Origin of the sequence: Corynebacterium sp. 13CS0277, from assembly GCF_002994655.1 — a bacterium.
In the GTDB taxonomy this organism is placed as follows: domain Bacteria; phylum Actinomycetota; class Actinomycetes; order Mycobacteriales; family Mycobacteriaceae; genus Corynebacterium.
This window is the reverse complement of record NZ_PPDL01000005.1, coordinates 127,277-148,086: the sequence shown is the minus strand read 5'-3', so window position 1 is coordinate 148,086 and position 20,810 is coordinate 127,277. Positions and strand designations below refer to the sequence as shown.

Sequence of the window (20,810 nt, the reverse complement as noted above, 5' to 3'; positions counted from 1 at the left end):
GGGCCCTCATCATCCTTCTTCTTCTTTGATTTCTTGGTGTGCCGCAAAGCACCCTTCATCACGGCCTCCCCCTGGGCGATAAACCCATCGAGCAGACCCTTCGTCGTCGGATTGCACTTCGCCGTCAACGTGTACAGGCCATCTGAGTCCGTGGTGCTGCTCCAGTGCAGGCTTTCCGCACCCGGCTTCGCCGGCTCACGCTCCGTTGCCGGCTCCTGGCGTTCCTTCAACATCCGCTTGGCGTCCTTGATCGGCCGGCCAGCCACCAGGCGGGCCAACTCCAACCGCGCGGTGGGATCCTCCGGGGTGGCCTTGCCCTCATTGGCTTTCACCACCGCAGCATTAATGTCATCGACCGTGGCGTCACTCAGCTGCCCACTCAGGTGCATGTCGCGGAATTCTGCCTGGGCTGCGCGCTGGTCTTTGCGCACCGGCTTGTACATCGACGCACCCCGGGTGATGAGCTTCTTCGCCTCCCGGGTGGGCACAGCGTAGAGCTCTGCAAGGTAGTCCTCGGTGCGCGGGGAGCCGACCTCGTCACCGGCGTGGTCTTTATCGGCGTAGTAGGCGTATTCGGCGATGAGGTGTTGGGCAGCACGAAGCTGCGGCTGCGCTTGTTCCATCGCTGCGCGCCGCTGTTCGGAGGTCATGCTGGGCATGGCCTTAGTGAGGCTGATCCAATCCATGCCGCACACCCTAGGAGCACGGCCAAGCAGAAATCTAGAGGGTACGCCCAAGCCTGTGGACAACTCGCCCCACACGGGTTGTTTGCGCAGGTGGGAGGGGGTGCGAACCTTGGTCCACAGGCCCTACCAGCTGCTGGAACCGCCACCGCCGGAGAAGCTCGAACTGGAGTAGCTGGTGTCGGTGCTGCTGGAGCTGGAGGAGCGCGAGGCTTCGTATGCTTCGTAGCGGCTGGCGCTGACGACGTAGGGCACGTAGCCGTCGTAGCCCACACCCGGGTACCAGTCGGTGGAGGTCAGCTTCGGCGCGGTGCGGGTGTCGACCTTGCTGAACTTGGCCTCAGCGATCGCGGAGATAGTGGTGGCGACGTCGTGCACGAGGAGTGCGTAGTCATCGAGGAAGCTGGGGGAGTCGGGGTGGGCGCGCAGTGCGTCGACGCGGTCCTGGAGCGCCTGGAGCTGTTCCGCCTGGGTGTCGCCTGCCTGTGCCAGGGCGCTTGTGATGTCGCCGCGGAGCGTGTTGAGTTCGGCGATACGGGCTGCGGTATCGCCGTGTTCGACGCGGTAGAGCCGTTCGATGTTGTCTTGGGCGGTGGTCATCTCATCGACGGTGGTGCGGGCGCTGTGCAGGGCAGTGGCGTGGGCGCGGAAGTCTTTGGCCGTGGGATGTTCGGGGATCGCGGCGAGGGTGGAGTCGAGGTCGAGGAAGCGGTCGCGGACTCGCCGCCACTGGGAGCGGAGCTCCGCGTCAGCGAAGACACTGGTGAGGCTGTTGGCGCGGATGTCGACGGCATCAAGTTCGGTGGCGATGGCCCCGTAGCTGGCGCGGATGGCGTCGTAGTCGTCGCGGGCCAGGCGGGCCTGGTTGCGGCGGATGAGGGCCACGGCCCCGCCCGCGCCGGCGAGGCCGACGCCACCGACGAGGAGGTACGGCAGGATGCTTGTCGAGGACGTCTCGCCCGGAGTGCTGGCTGCGCGGGCCCCGTCGAGGAGGCCGACGGTGAGGTTGCCGCGCCGCAGCGCGGGTTTCATGGCCTCGAGGGAGGCGTCGAGGTGTGCACCTTCGAAGAGATCAAGGTCGGCACAGACGTCATCGCCGCAGTAGATGCCGTTGCGGTGGGGGTCCATGCCGACGGCCACGATGAGGTGGCCGGGCGCCCAGCTGGTGTGTGCCTGGTTGACGAGTTCTGGGCGTACAGCGAGCGCGTGGTCGAGGACGGTGTCGTTGAAGCGGGAGCTGTTGCTGGCGAACACGAGGTAGTTGACCACCCGCACGGAGGAAGGGAACTCGACGCGCGCAGTCTGGTCCTCGAGCACCTGCTGGTCTTCCTCGGTGAGGAGATTCTCCTGGGACCACACGGTCACACTCGGGGTGGGGTGCGGCTCGTCGGCGGAGACCTGGGGTGTGGCCACCGCTAGGACAATGATGGCGGCCAGGGCGCGGCAGAACCTACTCAGGGAGGCGTTCATAAGCGCCCATCCTACGCCCGACGCTCCGGAGAACGAGGACCCGCAAACGCCAGGGCAGGCGCAGGAACACGGCCGCCATGCCGCGCATCGTCGCCAGCGGCCGGCCGGGGGTGAGCAGCCCCCACAGCAGCGGCTCCGGGAGGGCGAGGACCTCGGCGAAGAACTCGCGCGTCGCCCCCGGGGTGTCCAGGAGCGCGACGAGCACTGCCTGCCCCCGCCGCAGCAACCAGTCGTCGACGCGCCACGCCAGCCGCCGGTGCGGCAGTGTCCGCCCCGCGGCGAGGGCGTCGAGGGTGGCGTCGACGAGCTTGAACGCCGTGGCAACCTGGTAGCCGGTGATCGGGTTGATCATGCCCGCGCGCGCCCCATAGGCCGCCCCGTCCACGCCGGGGCCCAAGGGGATGAGGACGTCTTCGGTCTCGCCGGTGCGCGTGCCGAGGCCTGCGGCGTCGGCGGCCACGCGGCGGCGCAGCTCCTCCTGCGGCATGGCGGGCCCGGCGAGCAGGGTGTGTTCGACGAGCAGGCCGCGGGGCGTGGGCACCACGTAGCTGAACGTGTCCCCGGAGCGGGTGAAATCCATCCACACGCTCCTGCGCTGCGGGGGAGCGTCGAGGAACACACCGGCGGCTTGCTGCACCACGGGTGCGGGCCGCGCGCCGCGGGCGTCCACGATGATCCGCGCCCGGATCACCCGGCCATCGTCGAGCCGTACGCGCTGCTCGTCGAGCTGTTCGGCAGCGCCGACGTAGTGGGGGATCGTGTCGAAGCGCCGCCGCAGCGCCTCCCCATCGAGGATGCGGTAGGTGCGGCGGAAGGTGCGACGCCAGCCCGGCATCCGCACCTCGGCGGCTGTATCAATACCTGGGGCATCCGCCAGCCATAGTGGCAACTCGTCTGCGAACACCCCGAAAGTATTCGGCCACTGGGTCTGGGGGTCGACGCCGAGGACCTCCCACCCGCGGGCCTGCGCCCGGTGCGCCAACGCCAGCCCCGCGGGCCCCAGGCCGAGGACCACCATGTCGACGAACTCGCGCGCATCCATGGGCACCACCATACCGCCGGGGAGTTGGGATACAGTGTGCAACCGTGATTGTCGTCAACGATTTCGAAGTTCGCGTCGGTGCCCGCACCCTCCTGCACGCCGAGGGCCAGCACCTGCGGGTGCAGCCGGGAGACCGCATCGGCCTGGTCGGCCGCAACGGTGCCGGGAAAACCACCACCATGCGCATCCTCGCCGGCGAGTCCGAACCCTACGGGGGAACGGTGACCCGCAGCGGCGACCTGGGCTACCTGCCGCAGGACCCGCGGGAAGGCAACATCGAAGTCACGGCCCGCGACCGGGTGCTGTCCGCCCGGGGGCTCGACCAGATCCTGGCGAGCATGGAACGCCAGCAGGAAATCATGGAAACCACCGAGGACGACCGGAAGCGCGATGCGGCGATCCGGAAGTACTCCCGCATGGAGGAGCAGTACCACGCCAAGGGCGGCTACGAGGCCTCCAGCGAAGCGGCCCGCATCTGCGACGCGCTCGGCCTGCCCTCCCGCATCCTCGACCAACAGCTGAAAACGCTGTCCGGTGGTCAGCGGCGCCGCGTGGAGTTGGCCCGCATCCTCTTCGCCGCCTCCGCGGGTTCCGGGAAGTCGTCGACGACGCTGCTGCTCGACGAGCCGACCAACCACCTCGATGCCGACTCCATTGCGTGGCTGCGGGAGTTCCTCTCCAAGCACGAGGGCGGCCTCATCATGATCTCCCACGATGTGGAGCTGCTGGAGGCCGTGTGCAACAAGGTGTGGTTCCTCGACGCCGTGCGCGCCGAGGTCGACGTATACAACATGGGGTGGAAGAAATACCTCGACGCCCGCGCCACCGACGAGGCCCGCCGCCGGCGGGAGCGCGCCAACGCGGAGAAGAAAGCCGCCGCACTCAAGCAGCAGGCCGCGAAGCTGGGCGCGAAAGCGACGAAGGCGGCGGCCGCGAAGCAGATGCTCGCCCGCGCGGAACGCATGGTCGCCCAAACCGATGAGCTGCGCCAGGCCGACAAGGTCGCCCACATTAGCTTCCCCGAGCCCGCACCCTGCGGCAAAACCCCCCTCAATGCGACGGGGCTGACGAAAATGTACGGCTCGCTGGAAGTGTTCGCCGGCGTCGATCTCGCCATCGACAAGGGCAGCCGCGTGGTGGTGTTGGGCTTCAACGGTGCCGGCAAAACCACCCTGCTCAAACTGCTCGCCGGGGTGGAACGCACCGACGGCGAAGGCGGCATCGTCAGCGGCCACGGCCTGAAAATCGGCTACTTCGCCCAGGAGCACGACACCATCGATCCGGAGGCCAGCGTGTGGGAGAACACCATCCGCGCCTGCCCCGACGCCGGCGAGCAGGACCTGCGCACCCTGCTGGGCGCATTCATGTTCTCCGGGGAGCAGCTGGAACAGCCCGCCGGCACCCTGTCCGGTGGTGAGAAAACCCGCCTGGCGCTGGCCGCGCTCGTCAGCTCCCGGGCGAACGTGCTGCTGCTCGACGAGCCGACGAACAACCTCGACCCGGTCTCCCGCGAGCAGGTCCTCGACGCGCTGCGCAACTACACCGGCGCGGTGGTGCTCGTCACCCACGACCCGGGTGCGGTGAAAGCCCTGGAGCCGGAACGGGTCATCGTCCTGCCCGACGGCACGGAGGACTTGTGGAACGACGAGTACATGGAGATCGTCGAGCTCGCCTAAAGGCGATGCAGCTCACGTGCTGCGCGACGTGCTAGATTCAACACGTTCTATCCATCCCCGCGCTTGCTGCCACAGTTGACCCGCCGCCACCCCGTGCGGGCCTGTGGCGGAGCGGGGCGCCCACCCGTCGCGCCCCGGCGAAGCGCAGCCCGCACTCGAAAGGGATCCCTTTCGCCCATGAGTCAGCCGTCACGTCGCGCGACCTGGGCCGGGCGCAGCATGTTCCTGTTTGCTGCGATCGGCTCCGCCATCGGATTGGGAAACATTTGGCGTTTCCCCTACATCGCCTACGACAACGGTGGTGGCGCCTTCTTGCTGCCCTACGTTGTCGCCTTGATTACTGCCGGCGTGCCGGTGCTGATTCTGGACTATGTGCTGGGCCACCGCTTCCGGGGCTCCGCGCCTCTGGTGTGGCGCCGCGTCGCCAAGCGCGCGGAACCGATCGGCTGGGTCCAGACGATCATCACCTACATCATTGCCGTCTACTACGCCGTGATTTTGGCGTGGTCGGCGGCCTACACCTGGTTCTCCGTCACGATGGCCTGGGGTGAGGACCCGGAGGCGTTTTTCTTGTCGGATTTCCTCCACGCCGACACAGAAGCGGTGAACTCCACCGAGATCATCTGGCCGATTTTCATCATCCTGGCGGTGGTGTGGGTGCTCATCATCGCGGTCATGGCGCTCGGCGTGCGCAAGGGCACCGGCATGCTGTCGAGCGTGTTTGTGCCGATGCTCATCGTGCTCTTCCTCGTGCTCGTGGTGCGGTCGCTGTTCCTCGACGGGGCGGGCGTGGGCCTGGAGGCGTTCTTCACGCCCCGCTGGGAGGCGCTCGCCGACCCGCAGGTGTGGATGGCGGCCTACGGGCAGATTTTCTACTCCCTGGCGATTGCCTTCGGCATCATGATGACGCAGGCGTCCTATCTCAAGCGGCGTTCCAACCTCTCGGGCCTGGGTGCCGTGGTGGGGTTGGCGAACTCCGGCTTTGAGGTGCTCGCCGGCATTGGCGTGTTCGCCACCTTGGGCTTCATGGCGACGGCGAACCATATCGCCGTCGATGAGGTCGCCACCAGTGGCATTGGCCTGGCGTTCATTGCGTTCCCGACGATCATTAACCAGATGCCCGGCGGCCCCCTGTTCGGCATCCTGTTCTTCGGTTCCCTGTTTATCGCCGGGTTTACCTCCTTGGTCACCATCGTGGAAGTGGTGGTGTCCTCCGTGCAGGACAAGTTCGGCATGGCCCGCCGGAAGGCCGCCATCGTCGTCGGTGTGTGCTGCGCGGTGCCCTCCTTGGCGCTGTTCCCCGTGACCACGGGGCTGGCGTCGCTGGACATTGTGGACAAGTTCGTCAACGTCATCGGCATCGTGGCGATCGCGGTCATCAGCATCGTTGTGGTGGGGTGGGTGCTGCGCCGCACTGGCGAGCTCCGCGCCCACGTCAACGCGGTGAGCAGCCTGCAGCTGGGACGCTGGTGGGATATCTCCCTCATCGTTATCACCCCGCTGATCCTGGGGATCACCTTCGTGCTGGAGGTCACCGCGATCCTGCGGGACGGCTACGGCGGCTACAGCACCCCGAAGATCATTGCTTTCGGGTGGACGCTCGGCGTGCTGCTGTACGGCGGGGCGGCGATCCTCACCGCGAAGGCCTGGCCGAAGGGCACCATTGTCGATGGCCCGCCGGCCGGCGATTTCGGTGTGCCGCTGCAGGGCCGCGGCGCGCCCTTCGGCCGCCACCTCGTTGACCCCCAGGCGTCTGCGAAAGACGCGGTACTCAAGCCCGAATTCCAGCCGAAGAACTCTTAAAGGACTCCTGTTGTGACTACTGCAGCGATCATCATGATGACCGTCTACCTGGCGGTCGTGTGGGGCCTGCTGGCTGTGGCGTCCCGCCACCTGGCGACCACCAACGACGACGAGTGTGGCACCCTCGGGGCCACCGACATCGACGAGATGCCGATGTACACCGCCTAAGACAGAGCCGGCCCCCGCGGGGGCCGGCTTTTTTAGTGCTGCGGCACCCGGTAGCGCTGCCCGAAGGCGCGGAGCATGTGCTGGCTATCGGCGACCTGGTGGCGGGCAGCCTGGGCGATGATGGCGTCGGCGTCCTCGGGCGGGAAGTAGCCTTCGTTGCGGTAGATGCGGACCCGCAGCGCGAAACTGTCGTGGTCGAGCTCGGGGTGGAATTGGGTGACGAAGATGTTGTCACCGACGCTGAACATGTGCACCGGGCACGCCGCCCCGGTGGCGAGCAGCCGCACGGGCAGGGTGGTGCCGTCGGCGCGGGTGTAGCACTCGGGCAGCGTTTCGATGTTTTCCTTGTGGCCGACCAGGGTGTCGAAGTGGCGGGGCGTGCCGGCGAGGATCGGTACCGAGGCTGCGGCGTCGGTGAGGTCGACGGTGATGGCGGAGGCGTCCTCGGGGTAGTTGCGCGACAGGGTCGCACCGATGGCCTGGCCGACGACACCGATGCCGTAGCAGGCGGCAAACAGGGGGTAGTCGCGGTGGAGGATGCGTTCGACGAGGCCGGCGAGTTCGCGTTCGACCCGCAGCTGCACCTCGGACTTATGCTCCTCGGTGTTGTTGAAGGGGCCGCCGCCGATGATGATGCCTGAGTAGTCGTCGAGCGAAATCTCTCCCAGCGGGCCGCGTTCCAGGCGCACGTGGTGCAGCTCGTCTGGGGCAAGGCCTAAGACGGTGCGGAAGGACTCGTATTCGCCGGCGGCGGCGGGGTCTTCCGGGCGGGTGGACAACAGCAGGAAAGGTCGAATCGCGGGCACCTGACCCACTGTAGTAGCAGTGGAGGGGAAAGAAACAACCCGTGTCAGCGGGGCTGGTAGTCGGCGCAGAAGCGTACGAAGTTCGCCAGAATCTGGTTCGCCGCCCGGGTATCGACCTCAGGCAGCGTTGCGACGATGTCGTCGTAGTCCTTCGCGTTGAAGTAGCCGTAGTCCCGGTAGAAGTCCATGCGGGTCTTCATGGCCTGGGGGTCCATGTCGGCGTGGAATTGGCACGCCCAGGTGTGGTCCCCGTAGCGCACCATCTGGGTGGGGCAGGAGGGGGCGGTGGCGAGGACCTCGCACTCGAGGGCAGGGATGACGATGTTCTCGGTGTGCCCCGTCAAGGCGGGGAACTCGTGGGGCAGATCCCGCAGGAGCACGTCTCGCCGCCCGGAGGCCGTGAGTTCCACGGTGGTGGGGCCGGCGGCCTCCGGGTGGGTGCGGCCCACGTGCCCGCCGAGGAGGTCGGTAACGAAACCGGCGCCGAAGCAGACGAAGAACGCAGGCAGGGGACCGCCCACGAGCGGCGCCAGTTGGGCGTGCACGTGCTCCTGGTAGGCGGAGGGCGAGTCCGTGGTGATGTTCAGGGGGCTGCCGCCGACGAAGATGCCGACGTAGCCGTCGAGGGAGCCCACCACGGCGTCGGTGCTGTCGATGACGACCTGGTCGAGATCGGACTCGGCCAGGCCGGTGGCGCGGAGGAAGTCGCCGCGTTCCGCGGCGGCGATCTCCTCCCCGGTGCGCGGGGAGACGAGCAGGAAACGAGGAGTCGTCATGGTGGACTACACACCCTTAGTGAATTCGGTGGACTTGCGGCGGACGGAGTCTTCCACAAGGTCCAGCACCTGGTCGAGCCAGGCGGTGGAGTCGCCGGACGCCAGGCGGGAGATGAAGCCCTCGAGCACGGTGTCGAGGTAGGCGTGGAGGACGGCGACGTCGACGTCGTCGCGCATGCGGCCCGCCGCGGCGTTGGCCTCCAGGCGGGAACGCACCGCGTCGTCGAGGACTGCCTGGTCTTGCTGCCAACGGGCCCGGAAGATGGGGTCGGTGCGCAGCAGCCGGGTGATTTCCAGCCGGGTGGCCAACCAGTCGTAGCGGTCGGGGTGGGTGAGCATGTCCCGCATGACCTCGACGAGGCCTTCCGCGGCGACGACGTCCGCCATGCGGGCAGCATCCTCGCGGGCGAGCGCAAGGAAGAGGTTTTCCTTGTCGCCGAAGTGGTGGAAGATCGCCCCCCGGGATTTTCCGGTGGCTTCCTCCAGCCGGCGGACGGTGGCTCCCTCGTAGCCGTGTTCGGCGAAGCAGTGGCGGGCACCCTCGAGGATGTCTTTGCGACGCTGCGCGAGATCGCCTTCGCTAACCTTCGGGATAGGTCACCACCTCCTGTGACAACTGTGGGGGACAACACCCACGTTCATGGCCCGCCCCCACACCCAAAACAGTGGGGTGTGGGGGCAGACTCACGGACGCGGGTCCACCGCCCGCGGAGGACGGTGGAACGCGTGGGAGTGAAACTGTTAGGCCTTGGCCATGTTGCGCAGCACGTACTGCAGGATGCCGCCGTTGCGGTAGTAGTCGGCCTCACCGGGGGTGTCGATGCGGACAACCGCGTCGAACTCGACGGTGGAGCCGTCCTCCTTGTGGGCGGTGACGTGCACGGTCTTCGGGGTCACGCCGTTGTTGAGCTCCTCGATGCCTTCGATGTCGAAGGTCTCGTGGCCGGTCAAGCCGAGGGACTCGTGGGACTCGCCAGCGGGGAACTGCAGCGGGATGACGCCCATGCCGATGAGGTTGGAGCGGTGGATACGCTCGAAGCTCTCGGTGATGACGGCCTTGACGCCGAGCAGGTTGGTGCCCTTGGCAGCCCAGTCACGGGAGGAACCGGTGCCGTACTCCTTGCCACCGAGGACGACCAGCGGGATGCCAGCGGCCTTGTAGTTCTCGCAGGCGTCGAAGATGAAGGCCTGCGGGTTGCCTTCCTGGGTGAAGTCCAGGGTGTAGCCGCCGGCGATGTCGACGAGCTGGTTCTGGAGGCGGATGTTGGCGAAGGTGCCGCGCATCATGACCTCGTGGTTACCACGCCGGGAACCCAGGGAGTTGTAGTCGTTGCGGGCCACACCGTTGGCGTCCAGGTACTGCGCGGCGGGGGTGCCGGGCTTGATGGAGGAGGCGGGGGAGATGTGGTCGGTGGTGACGGAGTCGCCGAGCTTGGCGAGGACGCGGGCGCCCTTGATGTCGCGCACCGGCTCGACCTCCATGGTCATGCCATCGAAGTAGGGAGCCTTGCGGATGTAGGTGGACTTCTCGTCCCAGGCGAAGGTCTTGCCCTCCGGGGTGGGCAGGTTCTGCCAGGTCTCGTCGCCCTTGAACACGTCGGCGTAGTCAGCCTCGTAGAGCTCGCGGGAGATGGCCTGCTCGATGGTGGCCTCGATCTCGGCGGTCGACGGCCAGATGTCCTTGAGGAAGACGTCGTTGCCGTCCTGGTCCTGGCCGAGCGGCTGGGTCTCGAAGTCGAAGTCCATGGTGCCGGCGATCGCGTAGGCGATGACCATGATCGGGGACGCCAGGTAGTTCATCTTCACGTCGGGGCTGATGCGGCCCTCGAAGTTACGGTTACCCGACAGCACCGCGGTGGCGGTGAGATCGTGCTCGTTGATGGCGGCGGAGACTTCCTCCGGCAGGGGGCCGGAGTTACCGATGCAGGTGGTGCAGCCGAAGCCTGCGAGGTAGAAGCCCATGGCCTCCAGGTCCTTCCACAGGTCGGCGCGCTTGTAGTAGCCGTCGACGACCTGGGAGCCCGGAGCGCAGATGGTCTTCACCCACGGCTTGGCCTTGAGTCCCTTTTCGGCAGCCTTGCGGGCGATGAGGCCGGCACCAATCATGACCGAGGGGTTGGAGGTGTTGGTGCAGGAGGTGATGGAGGCGATGGCCACCATGCCGTGGTCGAGGGTGTACTCGCCACCGTTGGGGGAGCGGACGACGACCGGCTTGGAGGCGCGGCCCTTCGGGTCCAGTGCGGCGGTCTCGCCGTGGCCGGCGCGGGAGGAGTTGTAGTTGGGGACCAGGTTCTCCTGGTTGTTCTGGTCCTCGCCCTCGCCGCCCATGCGGATCGCGGCCGGGGACTCGTCCTCGTTGACCGGGTCGGAACAGTAGGTCGGCAGGTCCTTGCGGAACTGGGCCTTGGCCTCGCTGAGCAGGATGCGGTCCTGCGGGCGCTTCGGGCCGGCGATGGAGGGCACCACGGTGGACAGGTCCAGCTCGAGGTACTCGGAGTACTCGGCCTCCGGGGTGTTCTCGTCGAGCCACATACCCTGGGCCTTGGCGTAGGCCTCGACGAGAGCGACCTGCTCCTCGGAGCGGCCGGTCAGGCGCATGTACTTGGTGGTCTCCTCGTCGATGGGGAACATCGCACAGGTGGAGCCGAACTCGGGAGACATGTTGCCGATGGTGGCGCGGTTGGCCAGCGGCACGGCCTTGACGCCGGAGCCGTAGAACTCAACGAACTTCTGCACCACGCCGTGCTGGCGCAGCATCTCGGTGATGGTGAGGACCACGTCGGTGGCGGTCACGCCGGCCGGGATTTCACCGGTGAGCTTGAAGCCGACGACGCGGGGGATGAGCATGGAGACCGGCTGGCCCAGCATGGCAGCCTCGGCCTCGATGCCGCCGACGCCCCAGCCCAGGATGCCCAGGCCGTTTTCCATGGTGGTGTGGGAGTCGGTGCCGATGCAGGTGTCCGGGTAGGCCAGGCCGTCCATGTCGAACACGACGCGGGCCAGGTTCTCAATGTTGACCTGGTGGACGATGCCGGTGCCCGGGGGCACGACGCGGAAGTTGGAGAACGCCTTGGAGCCCCAGCGCAGGAACTGGTAGCGCTCCTCGTTGCGCTCGTACTCGATCTCGACGTTCTTGGCGAGAGCCTCATCGGAGCCGAAGGCCTCGATGATGACGGAGTGGTCGATGACCATCTCGGCCGGGTTCAGCGGGTTGACCTTGTCCGGGTCGCCGCCCAGGGCCTTGACAGCCTCACGCATGGTGGCCAGGTCGACGACACAGGGAACACCGGTGAAGTCCTGCATGAGGACACGGGCCGGGGTGAACTGGATCTCGATGGAGGGCTCTGCGGACGGATCCCAGTTGGCGATGGCCTCGATGTGCTCGGCGGTGATGTTGGCACCGTCTTCGGTGCGCAGCAGGTTCTCGCCGAGAACCTTCAGCGAGTAGGGCAGCTTCTCCATGCCCTTGACTGCGCTGAGTGCGTAGTAGTCGTAGGACTTGTCGCCAACAGTCAGAGTGCTCTTGGCGTTGAAGGAGTTTTTGCTTTCAGACAAAGTGAGCTCCGCTTCCTTATATGTGGATTGGGTGAGTGTGCACGCCCACGTCGCCGCACGGGGTGGTGCGGCAGACCCACAGGGGTGTGGGGCATGACTTCAACCACGGTCTGCCACACGCGGGGCGTGGGCAGAAGGTCTTAAGGCGGAAGTTTAACAGTACGGGCGTTATGTTGTGGATTTTTCGGCGCGGTTTTTTCTCACTCCACCCCACGAGAAACAACCTCCCACCAGGAAGAAAGGTCAACCTCAGCAAACTTGGCCGCCCTCGGGAGGGGAGTGAGTGGCCACCTCCACATCCCTCGACGCGGGGAAGAAAATGGGGTGGGCTGCATGTGAACTGTGGCTGCCCGCGAGGGCAGTGTCCCCTCAAAAGTGCTGTTCCCTCGCCACCCCTGTCACATCAGTCACGGCGCAACCCCGCGAGCCCGGGAGGGCCCCACAGACGCGGGCACGCGCCGCCGCGGCGCGTGGCCGACACAGTCAGACGTTGCGGCCATCACACTCGGTTGGGTGTAAGCAATTGCTCACATCCGGTCATAAAGGGGACACATATACGCCTCCGGGATACCCCCAGACGTGGGTAGTGGCGGCGGTAGCATCGCTCGAGAAGCCGCGACATGGCAGTGTGCACTCTCGGTTGCCCACCGGCGTGCCGCCGGGTGTGGGAAGACGGTGGCTCTAGAATCATCGGCAGCCCTGATGGTGTGGAGCTGCCGCCATCGCAGCATCGCGCCGATATTTTGAGGAAAGAGGCCCGCACCGCATGATCCCCGACTATGTCTCCATTGACGAGCTTGTCCGTGATGCTGACGGCGACAATGTCGCCATTGGCCAGCTGGGGGAGGACTACCCGGGGCTCGAGCAGGCGCTGTCCGACGTCACCCAGAATGCTGTGGCCCAGGGCTTCGGTTCCCTGAAGATCGTGGTGCTTGATCGCACGCCCGCACAGCCGGCAGATCTGCGCGACATTGCCACGGAGGTGCAGCAGCACACCGGCGTCGACACGGTGATCGTGCGCTCCCCGGGGACGGGCGCGGTCGTGAGCGAGACCTATGCGCGCAAGGCCATCGAGCAGGCGGAGAAGACGATGTATGGCGACCCGGACTACGTGGTCTCGGCGCAGACCTTCGTCGATTCGGTACAGGCGGACACGACCCCGTGGCAGGAGATCAACCTCGGATTGGGGCTCATCGTGCTCGCCGCAGTGGTCACTACCGGCTGGGCGACCTGGCGGCGCGGCCGCACGCAGAGCGCCACCCCCGCCGACGCGATGGCGGAGTAGCCCCCAGCAATGCAGCGCCCGCGTGGCGGAGACACACCATCTCCGCTGTGCGGGTTTTTGTGTGCGCGCCGAGCCTGGCGCCCATGCGTGCCGCCTGGAGGGGTACCGTACGCCGCATCCCTCGTCTAGCCCTTGTGCTTGACTCGAGGGGCGTGTTCCGCGCGTCTGCACGGGCCCTTTTCGGTCCGCACAGGGGTGGAGAAGTGGCAGGGTTGCAGCGCTGGAGGTGACAGATATATCGACGCTGGCGGCGGAAACATGCCGGAATGAGGCAAAAATGTGCGGCATTTCACATTGTTATCGTTCCACGACATTGTTGCAGGTAAAGGGGTGGCGGACCGGGCGTGTGGGTCATGGTGCAGACCTTGACTTGCGAGTTGCCTGCGGAAAAAGTTCCCTTGTGTGGCTGCTGTGACTTAGTGTTCAACTGTTGGCTCACGAGGTGCATTCATTCACTCGCACCCCGCATTGCCGCACACACAACACCCATATCACCCAGCAGTGTCATCGTCTGCAGCAGTCGGTGTCGGCCTATGCACGTGGGGAAGCGCGCAGCAGGATTACGCCCGGCGGTTGCTGGTGACACGACGACGGCTCCGGCGTCGAGGGTGGACGAAAGTCCAGTCTCACGGCTTGCCGTTCACAGGTGGGGGATGGGGTGGTGCGGATGGTTCGATGTGGAGCGTCGCGACGCGCCTCGTGGTGCCACCCCACGTCAATTCACGTTGCCGGCCCTGCGACTGCCGGTCCCGGTCCTGTACTGCTGCTGCGGTAGGGCCCCTGGGTTCTTGGTCGTCGCTCGGCAATGTGGCCCCATGGGCTGCGAGTCTGCGCACTCACGGGATGCACGTGGGGGTGCTCGATGAGGCTTCTCGGCCGCACGCTGTGCGGTGTCTGGGGGACCACGGGGCGCCCTCCACGACGTACGCATCCAGTGGACAGCTCTCATCCGACGACGCACCGCTGCTGACAGTGGTGTGCCGCTTGGTATGAGGGTGCGGGCGTCGCCGCCGCTTGGCCTCTCTAGGAGACACCCTGTGACCCGTGACGCACGTCTGCATCGCACCGTTGCCCGCTTCAGCCGCCGCCTGCTCGGCCTGTCCCTGGCAGCCGCGCTGAGCAGCACTCTGGTCGCCGTTCCCGTTGGGGCGGACCCGGTCCGCCCCGACGATGCGCTCATCGCGCAGGCGGATGCCGAGGTGGCGGCCTCCGACAAGGATGTCGCGCGCCTGGTGGAGACGCTCACCCGCACCCAGGAGGAGATCGCCGCCCTCGAAAACGAGATGGGTGGACTCCGGGAGGCCGTGAACAAGGCCCTGGTGGACCTGCACGACGCGCAGGCCTCCGCGGAGGATGCCCGCCAGAAGGCGAAGCAGGCCCGCGAGGAACTCGACCAGACCCAGTCGCAGATGGAGGCCGCGCAGCAGCGCCTCGACGAGCTGTCTCGCGCCGCCTACAAGCAGGGGGCGACCGCCCCCGGCGTGACCGCCGTCGCCGGCCGCGATGCGGCCGAGGACGCCCTGGCCCGCAAGACTTTCATTCGCACCACGGCGGCAGCCCAGGAAAAGGCGATCGCTGAACTCGACCGCCTGCGCACCCAGAAGGCCAACGACGAGTCGGAGTTGCGGCAGGCCCGCAACCTCGCCGACGAACGCGCGGCCGCCGCCGCGGAAGCGGAGCGGGTGGCCCGTCAGGCCATCGAAGACAACTCCGCCAAGGTGGCGGCGAAGTCCGCCGAACGCGATCAGCTCGTCGCCGAGCGCGACGCCGCCCAGGCGCGGCTGGATTCCTCCCGCAGCCAGGCGGGCCAGCTGCTCGCCCAGCGGGAGGAGTACCAGCGTTTCCAGGAGGCGTTGGCGGAAAAGGCGCGCGCTGAGAAGGCCGCCCAGGACGCTGCGGCCGCCCGCGCCGCCGCTGATGCTGAGGCAGAAGCCAAGCGCCAGCAGGCTGCCGCCGCGGACACCAAGGCCGCAGAGGCTCCGGCGGAGCCCGCAGCGCCCGCGCCTGTGGAGGCCCCGGCTCAAGCGCCGGCCGCGCCTGCCGAGGAACGCGCCGCCGAGGTCCCGCCCGCTGCAGCCGAGCCGGCAGCAGTGGAGGCCCCGGCGGAGCCGGCACCCGTCGATGCGCGCGCCGCCGCCGAAGAGGAAGCCCGGAAGGCTGCAGAAGCTGCCGCCGCCGCGGAGCGCGAGGCTGCCGCCCGCGCCGCCGACGAGCAGCGCGCCGAGGACGCCCGCAAGGCCGCCGCAGCCGCCGCCTCCCTGGCAGCCGCAGCACTCGTGGCGATCGCCACCCCGGAGCACACGAGCCTGGCGAACCCCTATCCCTCCGACCCGGAGGCTGACGACGTCCCCGTCGCCGCGACGAGCGGCACCACGGACGAGACTCCCGCGGCCCGCCCGGCGAGTGATGGCACCATCAACCTCGATGAGCTAACTGACGCCCCGCGCACCACGACCTCCCGCACGACCCCCAGCCCTGCCCCGGCCGCGCCGACGCAGACCACCCCGCAGGCGGAGCCCGATGCGGGCGACGGGTCCCTGCTCAACCTGCTGGAGCAGCTCACCCAGACCACCAACCCCGGCTCCCTGGGCACGGTCTCCGAGGAAGCGTCCTCGGCGGTGCCGGGTTCCCGCGCAGAGAAGATCGAGAAGGTCATCAACCGGGCGATGAGCCAGCTGGGCACCCCGTACGCCTGGGGTGGCGGCGACGCGAACGGCCCGACGAAGGGCATCCGCGACGGCGGCGTGGCCGACTCCTACGGCGACTACAACAAGGTCGGCTTCGACTGCTCCGGCCTGGTGCTCTACGCCTTCGCCGGCGTCGGTATCGCCCTGCCGCACTACACCGGCTACCAGTACCAGCGCGGCACCAAGGTGGATCCCTCCCAGATGCAGCGCGGCGACCTCATCTTCTACGGCCCCAACGCCGAGAACCACGTGGCCATCTACCTGGGCGACGGCCAGATGATTGAGGCCCCGCAGTCCGGTTCCACGGTGCAGATCAGCCCCGTGCGCTGGGGCGGCATGACCTCCAAGGTTGTGCGCCTCATCTAGCCTCACCCGCACCCCCGCAGGCGACACCCCCGGTGTTGCGCGCGGGGGTGTCGGCGTTACTCAAGGGATGGTCGTCGCGCCTGTGATGGGCGGAACGCACCGTGGTGCGGGTTCGCCGCGAACCCGGCTTCGGCGGTAAGGTTCCAACACATGCAGGTGCACACTCAACCCTTCGATGCAGTCTTGTTCCTCTCTTTCGGTGGCCCCGAAGGTCCGGAGGATGTGCGGCCGTTTCTGGAGAACGTCACCCGCGGCCGCGGGATCCCCCCGGAGCGGCTCGACGAGGTGGGTGCGCACTACTTCAACTTCGGGGGCAAGTCCCCCCTCAACGATCTCAACCGGGACATCATCGCCCGCCTTGAGGTCGCCCTCGCGGCCCGCGGCATGGACATGCCCGTCTACTTCGGCAACCGCAACTGGCACCCCTTCGCCGAGGAGGCCGCCGAGCAGTTGGCCCGCGACGGGCACCGCCGTGTCGTGGTCTTCGCCACCAGCGCCTGGGGCGGGTATTCCGGGTGCCGGCAGTACCACGAGGACATCGCCCGGATTCGTACCCACCTCGCGGAGCGCGGCTACCCGGAGATCACGTTCGTGAAGCTGCGGCAGTTTTTCGACCACCCGCACTTCATTGACCTCATGGTGGATTCGGTGGAGGAAGGCTACCGGCACATCGATTCCGCGCACGCGGACGGCACCCGGCTGGTGTTTACCGCCCACTCCATCCCCACGGCCGCCGATAATAATTCCGGCCTGCCGGAGGACGGCCCGTTGTATTCGACGCAGGTGCGGGAGGCCGCCCGCCTGGTGGCGGAACGCGTCGGCGTCGACGACTACGACGTGGTGTGGCAGTCCCGCTCCGGGGCGCCGCACATCCCGTGGCTGGAGCCCGACATCGTTGACCACGTCACCGACATCTACACCAACGGCCACGCCACCGGCGCGGTGGTGTGCCCCATCGGGTTTGTCTCCGACCACATTGAGGTGGTGTGGGACCTCGATACGGAACTCGCCCGGGAGGCCGAGGAGTACAACATCCCGATTTACCGCTGCCGGACCGCGGGCGCGGAGCCGGAGTTCGCGGAGATGATCGTCGACCTCATTGAGGAAGCGGCCACCAATGCGCCGTGGGCGCGGCTGGGGGATGTGCCGAGCCGTGGCTGCACCACCAACGGCGAGCCCTGCGCCGAGGGCTGCTGCCGCCCGGCGATGCGGCCGGCCGCCAGCTCTTAAGCGCGGGGGAACAGCGCCCGGGCGGTGGCTTCGACGGCCGCCTCGTAGGCGGCCCGCACCGCGGCACCAAGCGGCACGAGCAGGGGGTCGAGGCTGAGTTCCCCGGCCTGTTCTCGGGCGGCGGCGACCGTGGCCTCCACGCTCGTGGCGCGGGCGAACAGCTGCAGCACCCGGGTGGGCGCGCCGGCGGGCAGGTCGCGGGCCACCGGCGGGCCGGGGAGGTCCACCTGCTGCCAGCGGGGGCCTGCCACCAGCGGCCGGAAACCTAAGTTTTCGATCATCATGCTGGCCCTCGTCGTGGCCTCCCCGAGGCAGTGGAGGGCATCGCCCGCGGCCGCTGGCGGCACCGACGGCAGGGGAGCGTCAATGTGCTCGATATCGCCGGCGGTGACGCGCCACAGCCCCGCCCCCGGGGCGCCGGCCACGTAGAAGCCGTCCGGCAACGGGCTGACGTGCCCCGCCCCGCCGAGCACGAGCCGCACCGGCGCGAGCCCCAGGTGGTCGTCCGCACCGGTGTAGCTCGGGTGCCCCTGGAGGTGCTCCCGCAGGGTGGCCCACAGGTGCACGTCGGCGAGGTACAAGCCCGCCCGCGCCTCGTCGAGGAAGTCGTCGGTGGGCACGTCGCCCGCGAGCCAACTCGTGGCCCACACCGCGAAGGTGGGGCTGATAGCGGCGGGGTCGGTGGCGTCGGGGAAAGCAATCATGGCCGGTTCACCCTAGCAAAAGCGCCCTGCCTAGATAGTCGGCGTGGGTGCGCACCCGCGGGCCGGTGGTGGCCGGTAGGATGAGCCCCCATGACTGACCGCTACGCCGGCGATATTCTGGCCGGGCATTCCCGCAAGCAACCCCCCACGTACCCCACCCACCCGGCACAACCGGGCCTGGTGGTGGAGGCCCGCTCGGACGGGTTCTGTGGCGCGGTCACCGGCTTTGAGAAAACCTACGACGGGGAGTTCATCCGCTTAGAGGATCGCCACGGCCGCGAGCGGCTGTTCAAGCTGCGTCCGGGCGGGTTTCTCCTCGAGGGGCAGATCGTGACGCTCACGCGCTATGTGGCGCCCACCGCACCTGCGATGAGTAACTCGGGTTCCCGTCGCGTTGCCGGCGTGGAGGCGAAAGTCGCCGCCCCGTCGAGGATCTGGGTGGAAGGTATTCACGATGCGGCGATCGTGGAGAAGATCTGGGGCCACGACCTGCGGGTGGAGGGCGTTGTCGTCGAGTACCTGGAGGGCCTGGATAATCTCACGCAGCGCCTGGAGGAGTTTCAGCCGGGCCCCGGCCGCCGCGTCGGGGTGCTGGCTGACCACCTGGTCACCGGCTCAAAAGAGACCCGCATGACCCAGGGCTTGGGCCCGGACGTCATGGTCACCGGCCACCCCTTCATCGACATTTGGGCCGCCGTGAAACCGGAACGCCTTGGCGTACGCGCCTGGCCGGAGGTGCCCTACGGGGAGGACTGGAAGACCGGCGTGTGCCGGCGACTGGGCTGGGGGGACACCAAGGAGGGCTGGAATCGGGTGTACCGGGCCGTCACCGGCTTCCGGGATGTCGACCCGACGCTCGTGGGCGCGGTGGAGCGCCTCATCGACTTCGTCACCGTGCCGGAGCTGCGCAAAGAAGACCTGCTCTAGCAGGTTACGGGGTGTCGTCCCCGTGGGCGCGGGCGAGGAGCCGGACGGCGAGATCGAAGCCGACTTTTTCGGCCTGCCAGCCCGCCGCCTGCAGCCGCTGCGACATGGCTTGCTTGCTGATGCCGAGCTCCTCGGCGGCCTTCAGCTGTGTCATCCCGGTGCGCACCAGGCGGGTGGCTTCCTGCCCCTCAGCGGTGCGGCGGGAGGCGACGAAGCGCAGCATTTCGAAGGCGGCGGCAATGTCCTGGGGCAGGTGCTGGTCGAGACCTGCCGCGGGGCGGGCCAGTTTCACGTGCACGGAGCCGGCGCGGCGGGTGCGGCCCAGCGCGCTGCGGGCGACCTGCCAGGCGTGTTCCTCATCGGCGATGCCCACCGCCGGGGCGATGCCGACGCCGACGACCCACTCGCCACTGGCGACGAGCACCATGATGACATCCGCCGCCTGGCGGGCGTCCTCGCACGCCACCGTCAACTCGTCGATGCCGTCGACCCGGCAGGTGCCGTCCACGATGTTGCCCAAGGCCTGGGCGAAGCGTGTGACGAACGCGCCGCGGCGTTTCTCGTGGCCGCGGTAGCGGGCTTGGACTGCATACATGCGGCCCATCATAGCGCCCACCCGCGTGGGAAGCTTCAAGCCCCACGCCTTGACGCACTTCCGGCGGGTCGTGGGCTAGTCCTCGTGCGGGCGGCTGCGCACCGGCAGCTTCGCGTCGAGCGCCAACCCCGCCATCCCGAGGCAGAACAGGCCGACGGTCACCAGCATCATCGCCGGCGAGGGGCGGGTGACCAGCGCATCCCCGAGGAACACTGTGGCGATCGTGCCCGGCGCGGACCCCACCAGGGTGGCCAGCGCGAACGGCAGCAGGCGCACCTGGGTGAGCGCTGCGGTGTAGTTGAGGACCGAGAACGGCACCGCCGCAATCATCCGCAGGCTCGCGACGGCCAGCCAGCCGCGGGCCCGCAGCCGGGCGTTGATCGTCGCCACCGCCGGGTGGGTGAGCCGGGCCGCGATGCGTTCGCCGACGACGGCACGCACCCACGTGAGCGCGAGCGCCGCCGACACCGTTGTTGCCGTGAGCGCGACGGCGCAGCCCACCACGGGGCCGAAGAGCACCCCGGAACTCAAGGTGAGAATCGTGCGCGGGATGGGGAACTGGGTGATCGCCACATAGAGCGCGAAGAACACCACCGGGAACGCCGGGCCGAGGGAGAGCGACCAGGCGCGCAAGGTCGCCATGCTGGGAACATCGACGACCACGCCGAGTGCGAGCAGCACAGCGATGGCGGCCACGACGGCCACTTGCTTGGCGCGCGGCCAGCGAGCAAACGCATCCCAGCCGTCCCGGACGGCCGTCACGATGCCCCGCACAAGGCGGTCGCGGGCGCGGCGGGGGTCAGGGGAGGTGTGCACGATGTGTGAGGCTACCGCGCCGGAACGCGGTGCGCCCGCTGCGGCGCGGGCGTGTCTGAGGCGGGGGTTGTCGGGGGTGGCGGGCAGGTGCGGGGATGTGGGTTGGTGTGGGTTTCCTCGCCGGTGCAGCTCACGCCGGGCAAAAGTGGGATATCTCTCCTTTTCACCCCCGCGCTGTGGGGGTGACCTGCCGCAACGGGGTGCGACACGGGGGCAGAAAT

17 protein-coding genes are annotated in these 20,810 nt (G+C 67.9%); 7 read left to right on the top strand and 10 right to left on the bottom strand.

Features of this window, described 5'->3' with window-relative positions:
* The 3 genes from C1Y63_RS03285 to C1Y63_RS03275 all read right to left on the bottom strand — a co-directional run.
* A partial coding sequence (locus C1Y63_RS03285) for a hypothetical protein (protein ID WP_146128847.1) occupies positions 1-686 on the bottom strand: 686 nt, incomplete at its 3' end.
* 123 nt (positions 687-809) lie between these two features.
* On the bottom strand, positions 810-2,153 hold the full coding sequence (locus tag C1Y63_RS03280; RefSeq protein WP_106015030.1) for a DUF5129 domain-containing protein: 1,344 nt from the start codon (positions 2,151-2,153) through the stop codon (positions 810-812).
* The gene (locus tag C1Y63_RS03275) at positions 2,134-3,195 is read right to left on the bottom strand and encodes a lycopene cyclase family protein (protein ID WP_158256070.1); all 1,062 of its coding nucleotides are present in this window, start codon (positions 3,193-3,195) and stop codon (positions 2,134-2,136) included. The genes C1Y63_RS03280 and C1Y63_RS03275 overlap by 20 nt, the downstream gene beginning before the upstream one ends.
* A 44-nt stretch (positions 3,196-3,239) precedes the next feature.
* Between C1Y63_RS03275 and C1Y63_RS03270 the strand changes: the two genes are divergently transcribed.
* From C1Y63_RS03270 to C1Y63_RS03260, 3 genes are all read left to right on the top strand, one after another.
* A complete protein-coding gene (locus C1Y63_RS03270) occupies positions 3,240-4,871 on the top strand; it encodes an ABC-F family ATP-binding cassette domain-containing protein (protein ID WP_106015028.1) in 1,632 nt (543 codons plus the stop codon).
* A 177-nt stretch (positions 4,872-5,048) separates the two neighbouring features.
* The gene (locus C1Y63_RS03265; protein ID WP_106015027.1) at positions 5,049-6,674 is read left to right on the top strand and encodes a sodium-dependent transporter; all 1,626 of its coding nucleotides are present in this window, start codon (positions 5,049-5,051) and stop codon (positions 6,672-6,674) included.
* Between the two features lie 12 nt (positions 6,675-6,686).
* Complete coding sequence (locus C1Y63_RS03260) at positions 6,687-6,842, top strand: methionine/alanine import family NSS transporter small subunit (RefSeq protein ID WP_106015026.1); 156 nt, start codon at positions 6,687-6,689, stop codon at positions 6,840-6,842.
* Between the two features lie 32 nt (positions 6,843-6,874).
* Here the strand turns inward: C1Y63_RS03260 and C1Y63_RS03255 are convergent, their stop codons facing one another.
* The 4 genes from C1Y63_RS03255 to acnA all read right to left on the bottom strand — a co-directional run bounded on the left by C1Y63_RS03255 (position 6,875) and on the right by acnA (position 11,979).
* Complete coding sequence (locus C1Y63_RS03255) at positions 6,875-7,648, bottom strand: glutamine amidotransferase (RefSeq protein WP_158256069.1); 774 nt, start codon at positions 7,646-7,648, stop codon at positions 6,875-6,877.
* Positions 7,649-7,692: 44 nt separating this feature from the next.
* A complete protein-coding gene (locus C1Y63_RS03250) occupies positions 7,693-8,424 on the bottom strand; it encodes a glutamine amidotransferase (RefSeq protein ID WP_106015024.1) in 732 nt (243 codons plus the stop codon).
* Positions 8,425-8,430: 6 nt separating this feature from the next.
* Positions 8,431-9,018 (bottom strand): TetR/AcrR family transcriptional regulator, encoded by a 588-nt coding sequence (locus C1Y63_RS03245; RefSeq protein ID WP_106015023.1) that lies wholly within the window; start codon positions 9,016-9,018, stop codon positions 8,431-8,433.
* Between the two features lie 147 nt (positions 9,019-9,165).
* Positions 9,166-11,979, bottom strand: a complete 2,814-nt coding sequence (acnA, locus tag C1Y63_RS03240) for an aconitate hydratase AcnA (protein WP_106015022.1) — start codon at positions 11,977-11,979, stop codon at positions 9,166-9,168.
* 766 nt (positions 11,980-12,745) lie between these two features.
* Between acnA and C1Y63_RS03235 the strand changes: the two genes are divergently transcribed.
* The 3 genes from C1Y63_RS03235 to C1Y63_RS03225 all read left to right on the top strand — a co-directional run bounded on the left by C1Y63_RS03235 (position 12,746) and on the right by C1Y63_RS03225 (position 17,547).
* Entirely contained in the window at positions 12,746-13,264 is a 519-nt protein-coding gene (locus C1Y63_RS03235) for a DUF6676 family protein (RefSeq protein WP_106015021.1), read from the top strand.
* 1,037 nt (positions 13,265-14,301) lie between these two features.
* A complete protein-coding gene (locus tag C1Y63_RS03230) occupies positions 14,302-16,317 on the top strand; it encodes a DIP1281 family NlpC/P60 protein (RefSeq protein ID WP_233195551.1) in 2,016 nt (671 codons plus the stop codon).
* Positions 16,318-16,467: 150 nt separating this feature from the next.
* Complete coding sequence (locus C1Y63_RS03225; protein WP_106015019.1) at positions 16,468-17,547, top strand: ferrochelatase; 1,080 nt, start codon at positions 16,468-16,470, stop codon at positions 17,545-17,547.
* On the opposite strand, the gene C1Y63_RS03220 is transcribed toward C1Y63_RS03225, so the two are convergent.
* Positions 17,544-18,251 carry a hypothetical protein gene (locus tag C1Y63_RS03220; protein WP_106015018.1) on the bottom strand — a complete coding sequence of 236 codons (708 nt, stop codon included), beginning with the start codon at positions 18,249-18,251 and terminating at the stop codon, positions 17,544-17,546. The two genes, C1Y63_RS03225 and C1Y63_RS03220, sit on opposite strands and share 4 nt — an antisense overlap.
* Positions 18,252-18,341: 90 nt before the next feature.
* Between C1Y63_RS03220 and C1Y63_RS03215 the strand changes: the two genes are divergently transcribed.
* Entirely contained in the window at positions 18,342-19,178 is an 837-nt protein-coding gene (locus C1Y63_RS03215) for a DUF3097 domain-containing protein (RefSeq protein ID WP_106015017.1), read from the top strand.
* Positions 19,179-19,182: 4 nt separating this feature from the next.
* Here C1Y63_RS03215 and C1Y63_RS03210 read toward each other — a convergent pair whose 3' ends face one another.
* Together C1Y63_RS03210 and C1Y63_RS03205 are read right to left on the bottom strand one after the other, a co-directional pair.
* Positions 19,183-19,773 carry a MarR family transcriptional regulator gene (locus C1Y63_RS03210; RefSeq protein ID WP_146128845.1) on the bottom strand — a complete coding sequence of 197 codons (591 nt, stop codon included), beginning with the start codon at positions 19,771-19,773 and terminating at the stop codon, positions 19,183-19,185.
* Between the two features lie 75 nt (positions 19,774-19,848).
* Entirely contained in the window at positions 19,849-20,589 is a 741-nt protein-coding gene (locus C1Y63_RS03205) for a TVP38/TMEM64 family protein (RefSeq protein ID WP_233195550.1), read from the bottom strand.
* Positions 20,590-20,810 lie beyond the last annotated feature (221 nt).

Bases quoted from the DNA above. Each gene is read 5' to 3' on its own strand.
- C1Y63_RS03280 (WP_106015030.1), bottom strand. From the start codon at position 2,153: ATGAACGCCTCCCTGAGTAGGTTCTGCCGCGCCCTGGCCGCCATCATT.
- C1Y63_RS03275 (WP_158256070.1), bottom strand. From the start codon at position 3,195: ATGGATGCGCGCGAGTTCGTCGACATGGTGGTCCTCGGCCTGGGGCCC.
- C1Y63_RS03265 (WP_106015027.1), top strand. From the start codon at position 5,049: ATGAGTCAGCCGTCACGTCGCGCGACCTGGGCCGGGCGCAGCATGTTC.
- C1Y63_RS03250 (WP_106015024.1), bottom strand. From the start codon at position 8,424: ATGACGACTCCTCGTTTCCTGCTCGTCTCCCCGCGCACCGGGGAGGAG.
- C1Y63_RS03235 (WP_106015021.1), top strand. From the start codon at position 12,746: ATGATCCCCGACTATGTCTCCATTGACGAGCTTGTCCGTGATGCTGAC.
- C1Y63_RS03225 (WP_106015019.1), top strand. From the start codon at position 16,468: ATGCAGGTGCACACTCAACCCTTCGATGCAGTCTTGTTCCTCTCTTTC.
- C1Y63_RS03220 (WP_106015018.1), bottom strand. From the start codon at position 18,251: ATGATTGCTTTCCCCGACGCCACCGACCCCGCCGCTATCAGCCCCACC.
- C1Y63_RS03215 (WP_106015017.1), top strand. From the start codon at position 18,342: ATGACTGACCGCTACGCCGGCGATATTCTGGCCGGGCATTCCCGCAAG.
- C1Y63_RS03210 (WP_146128845.1), bottom strand. From the start codon at position 19,773: ATGTATGCAGTCCAAGCCCGCTACCGCGGCCACGAGAAACGCCGCGGC.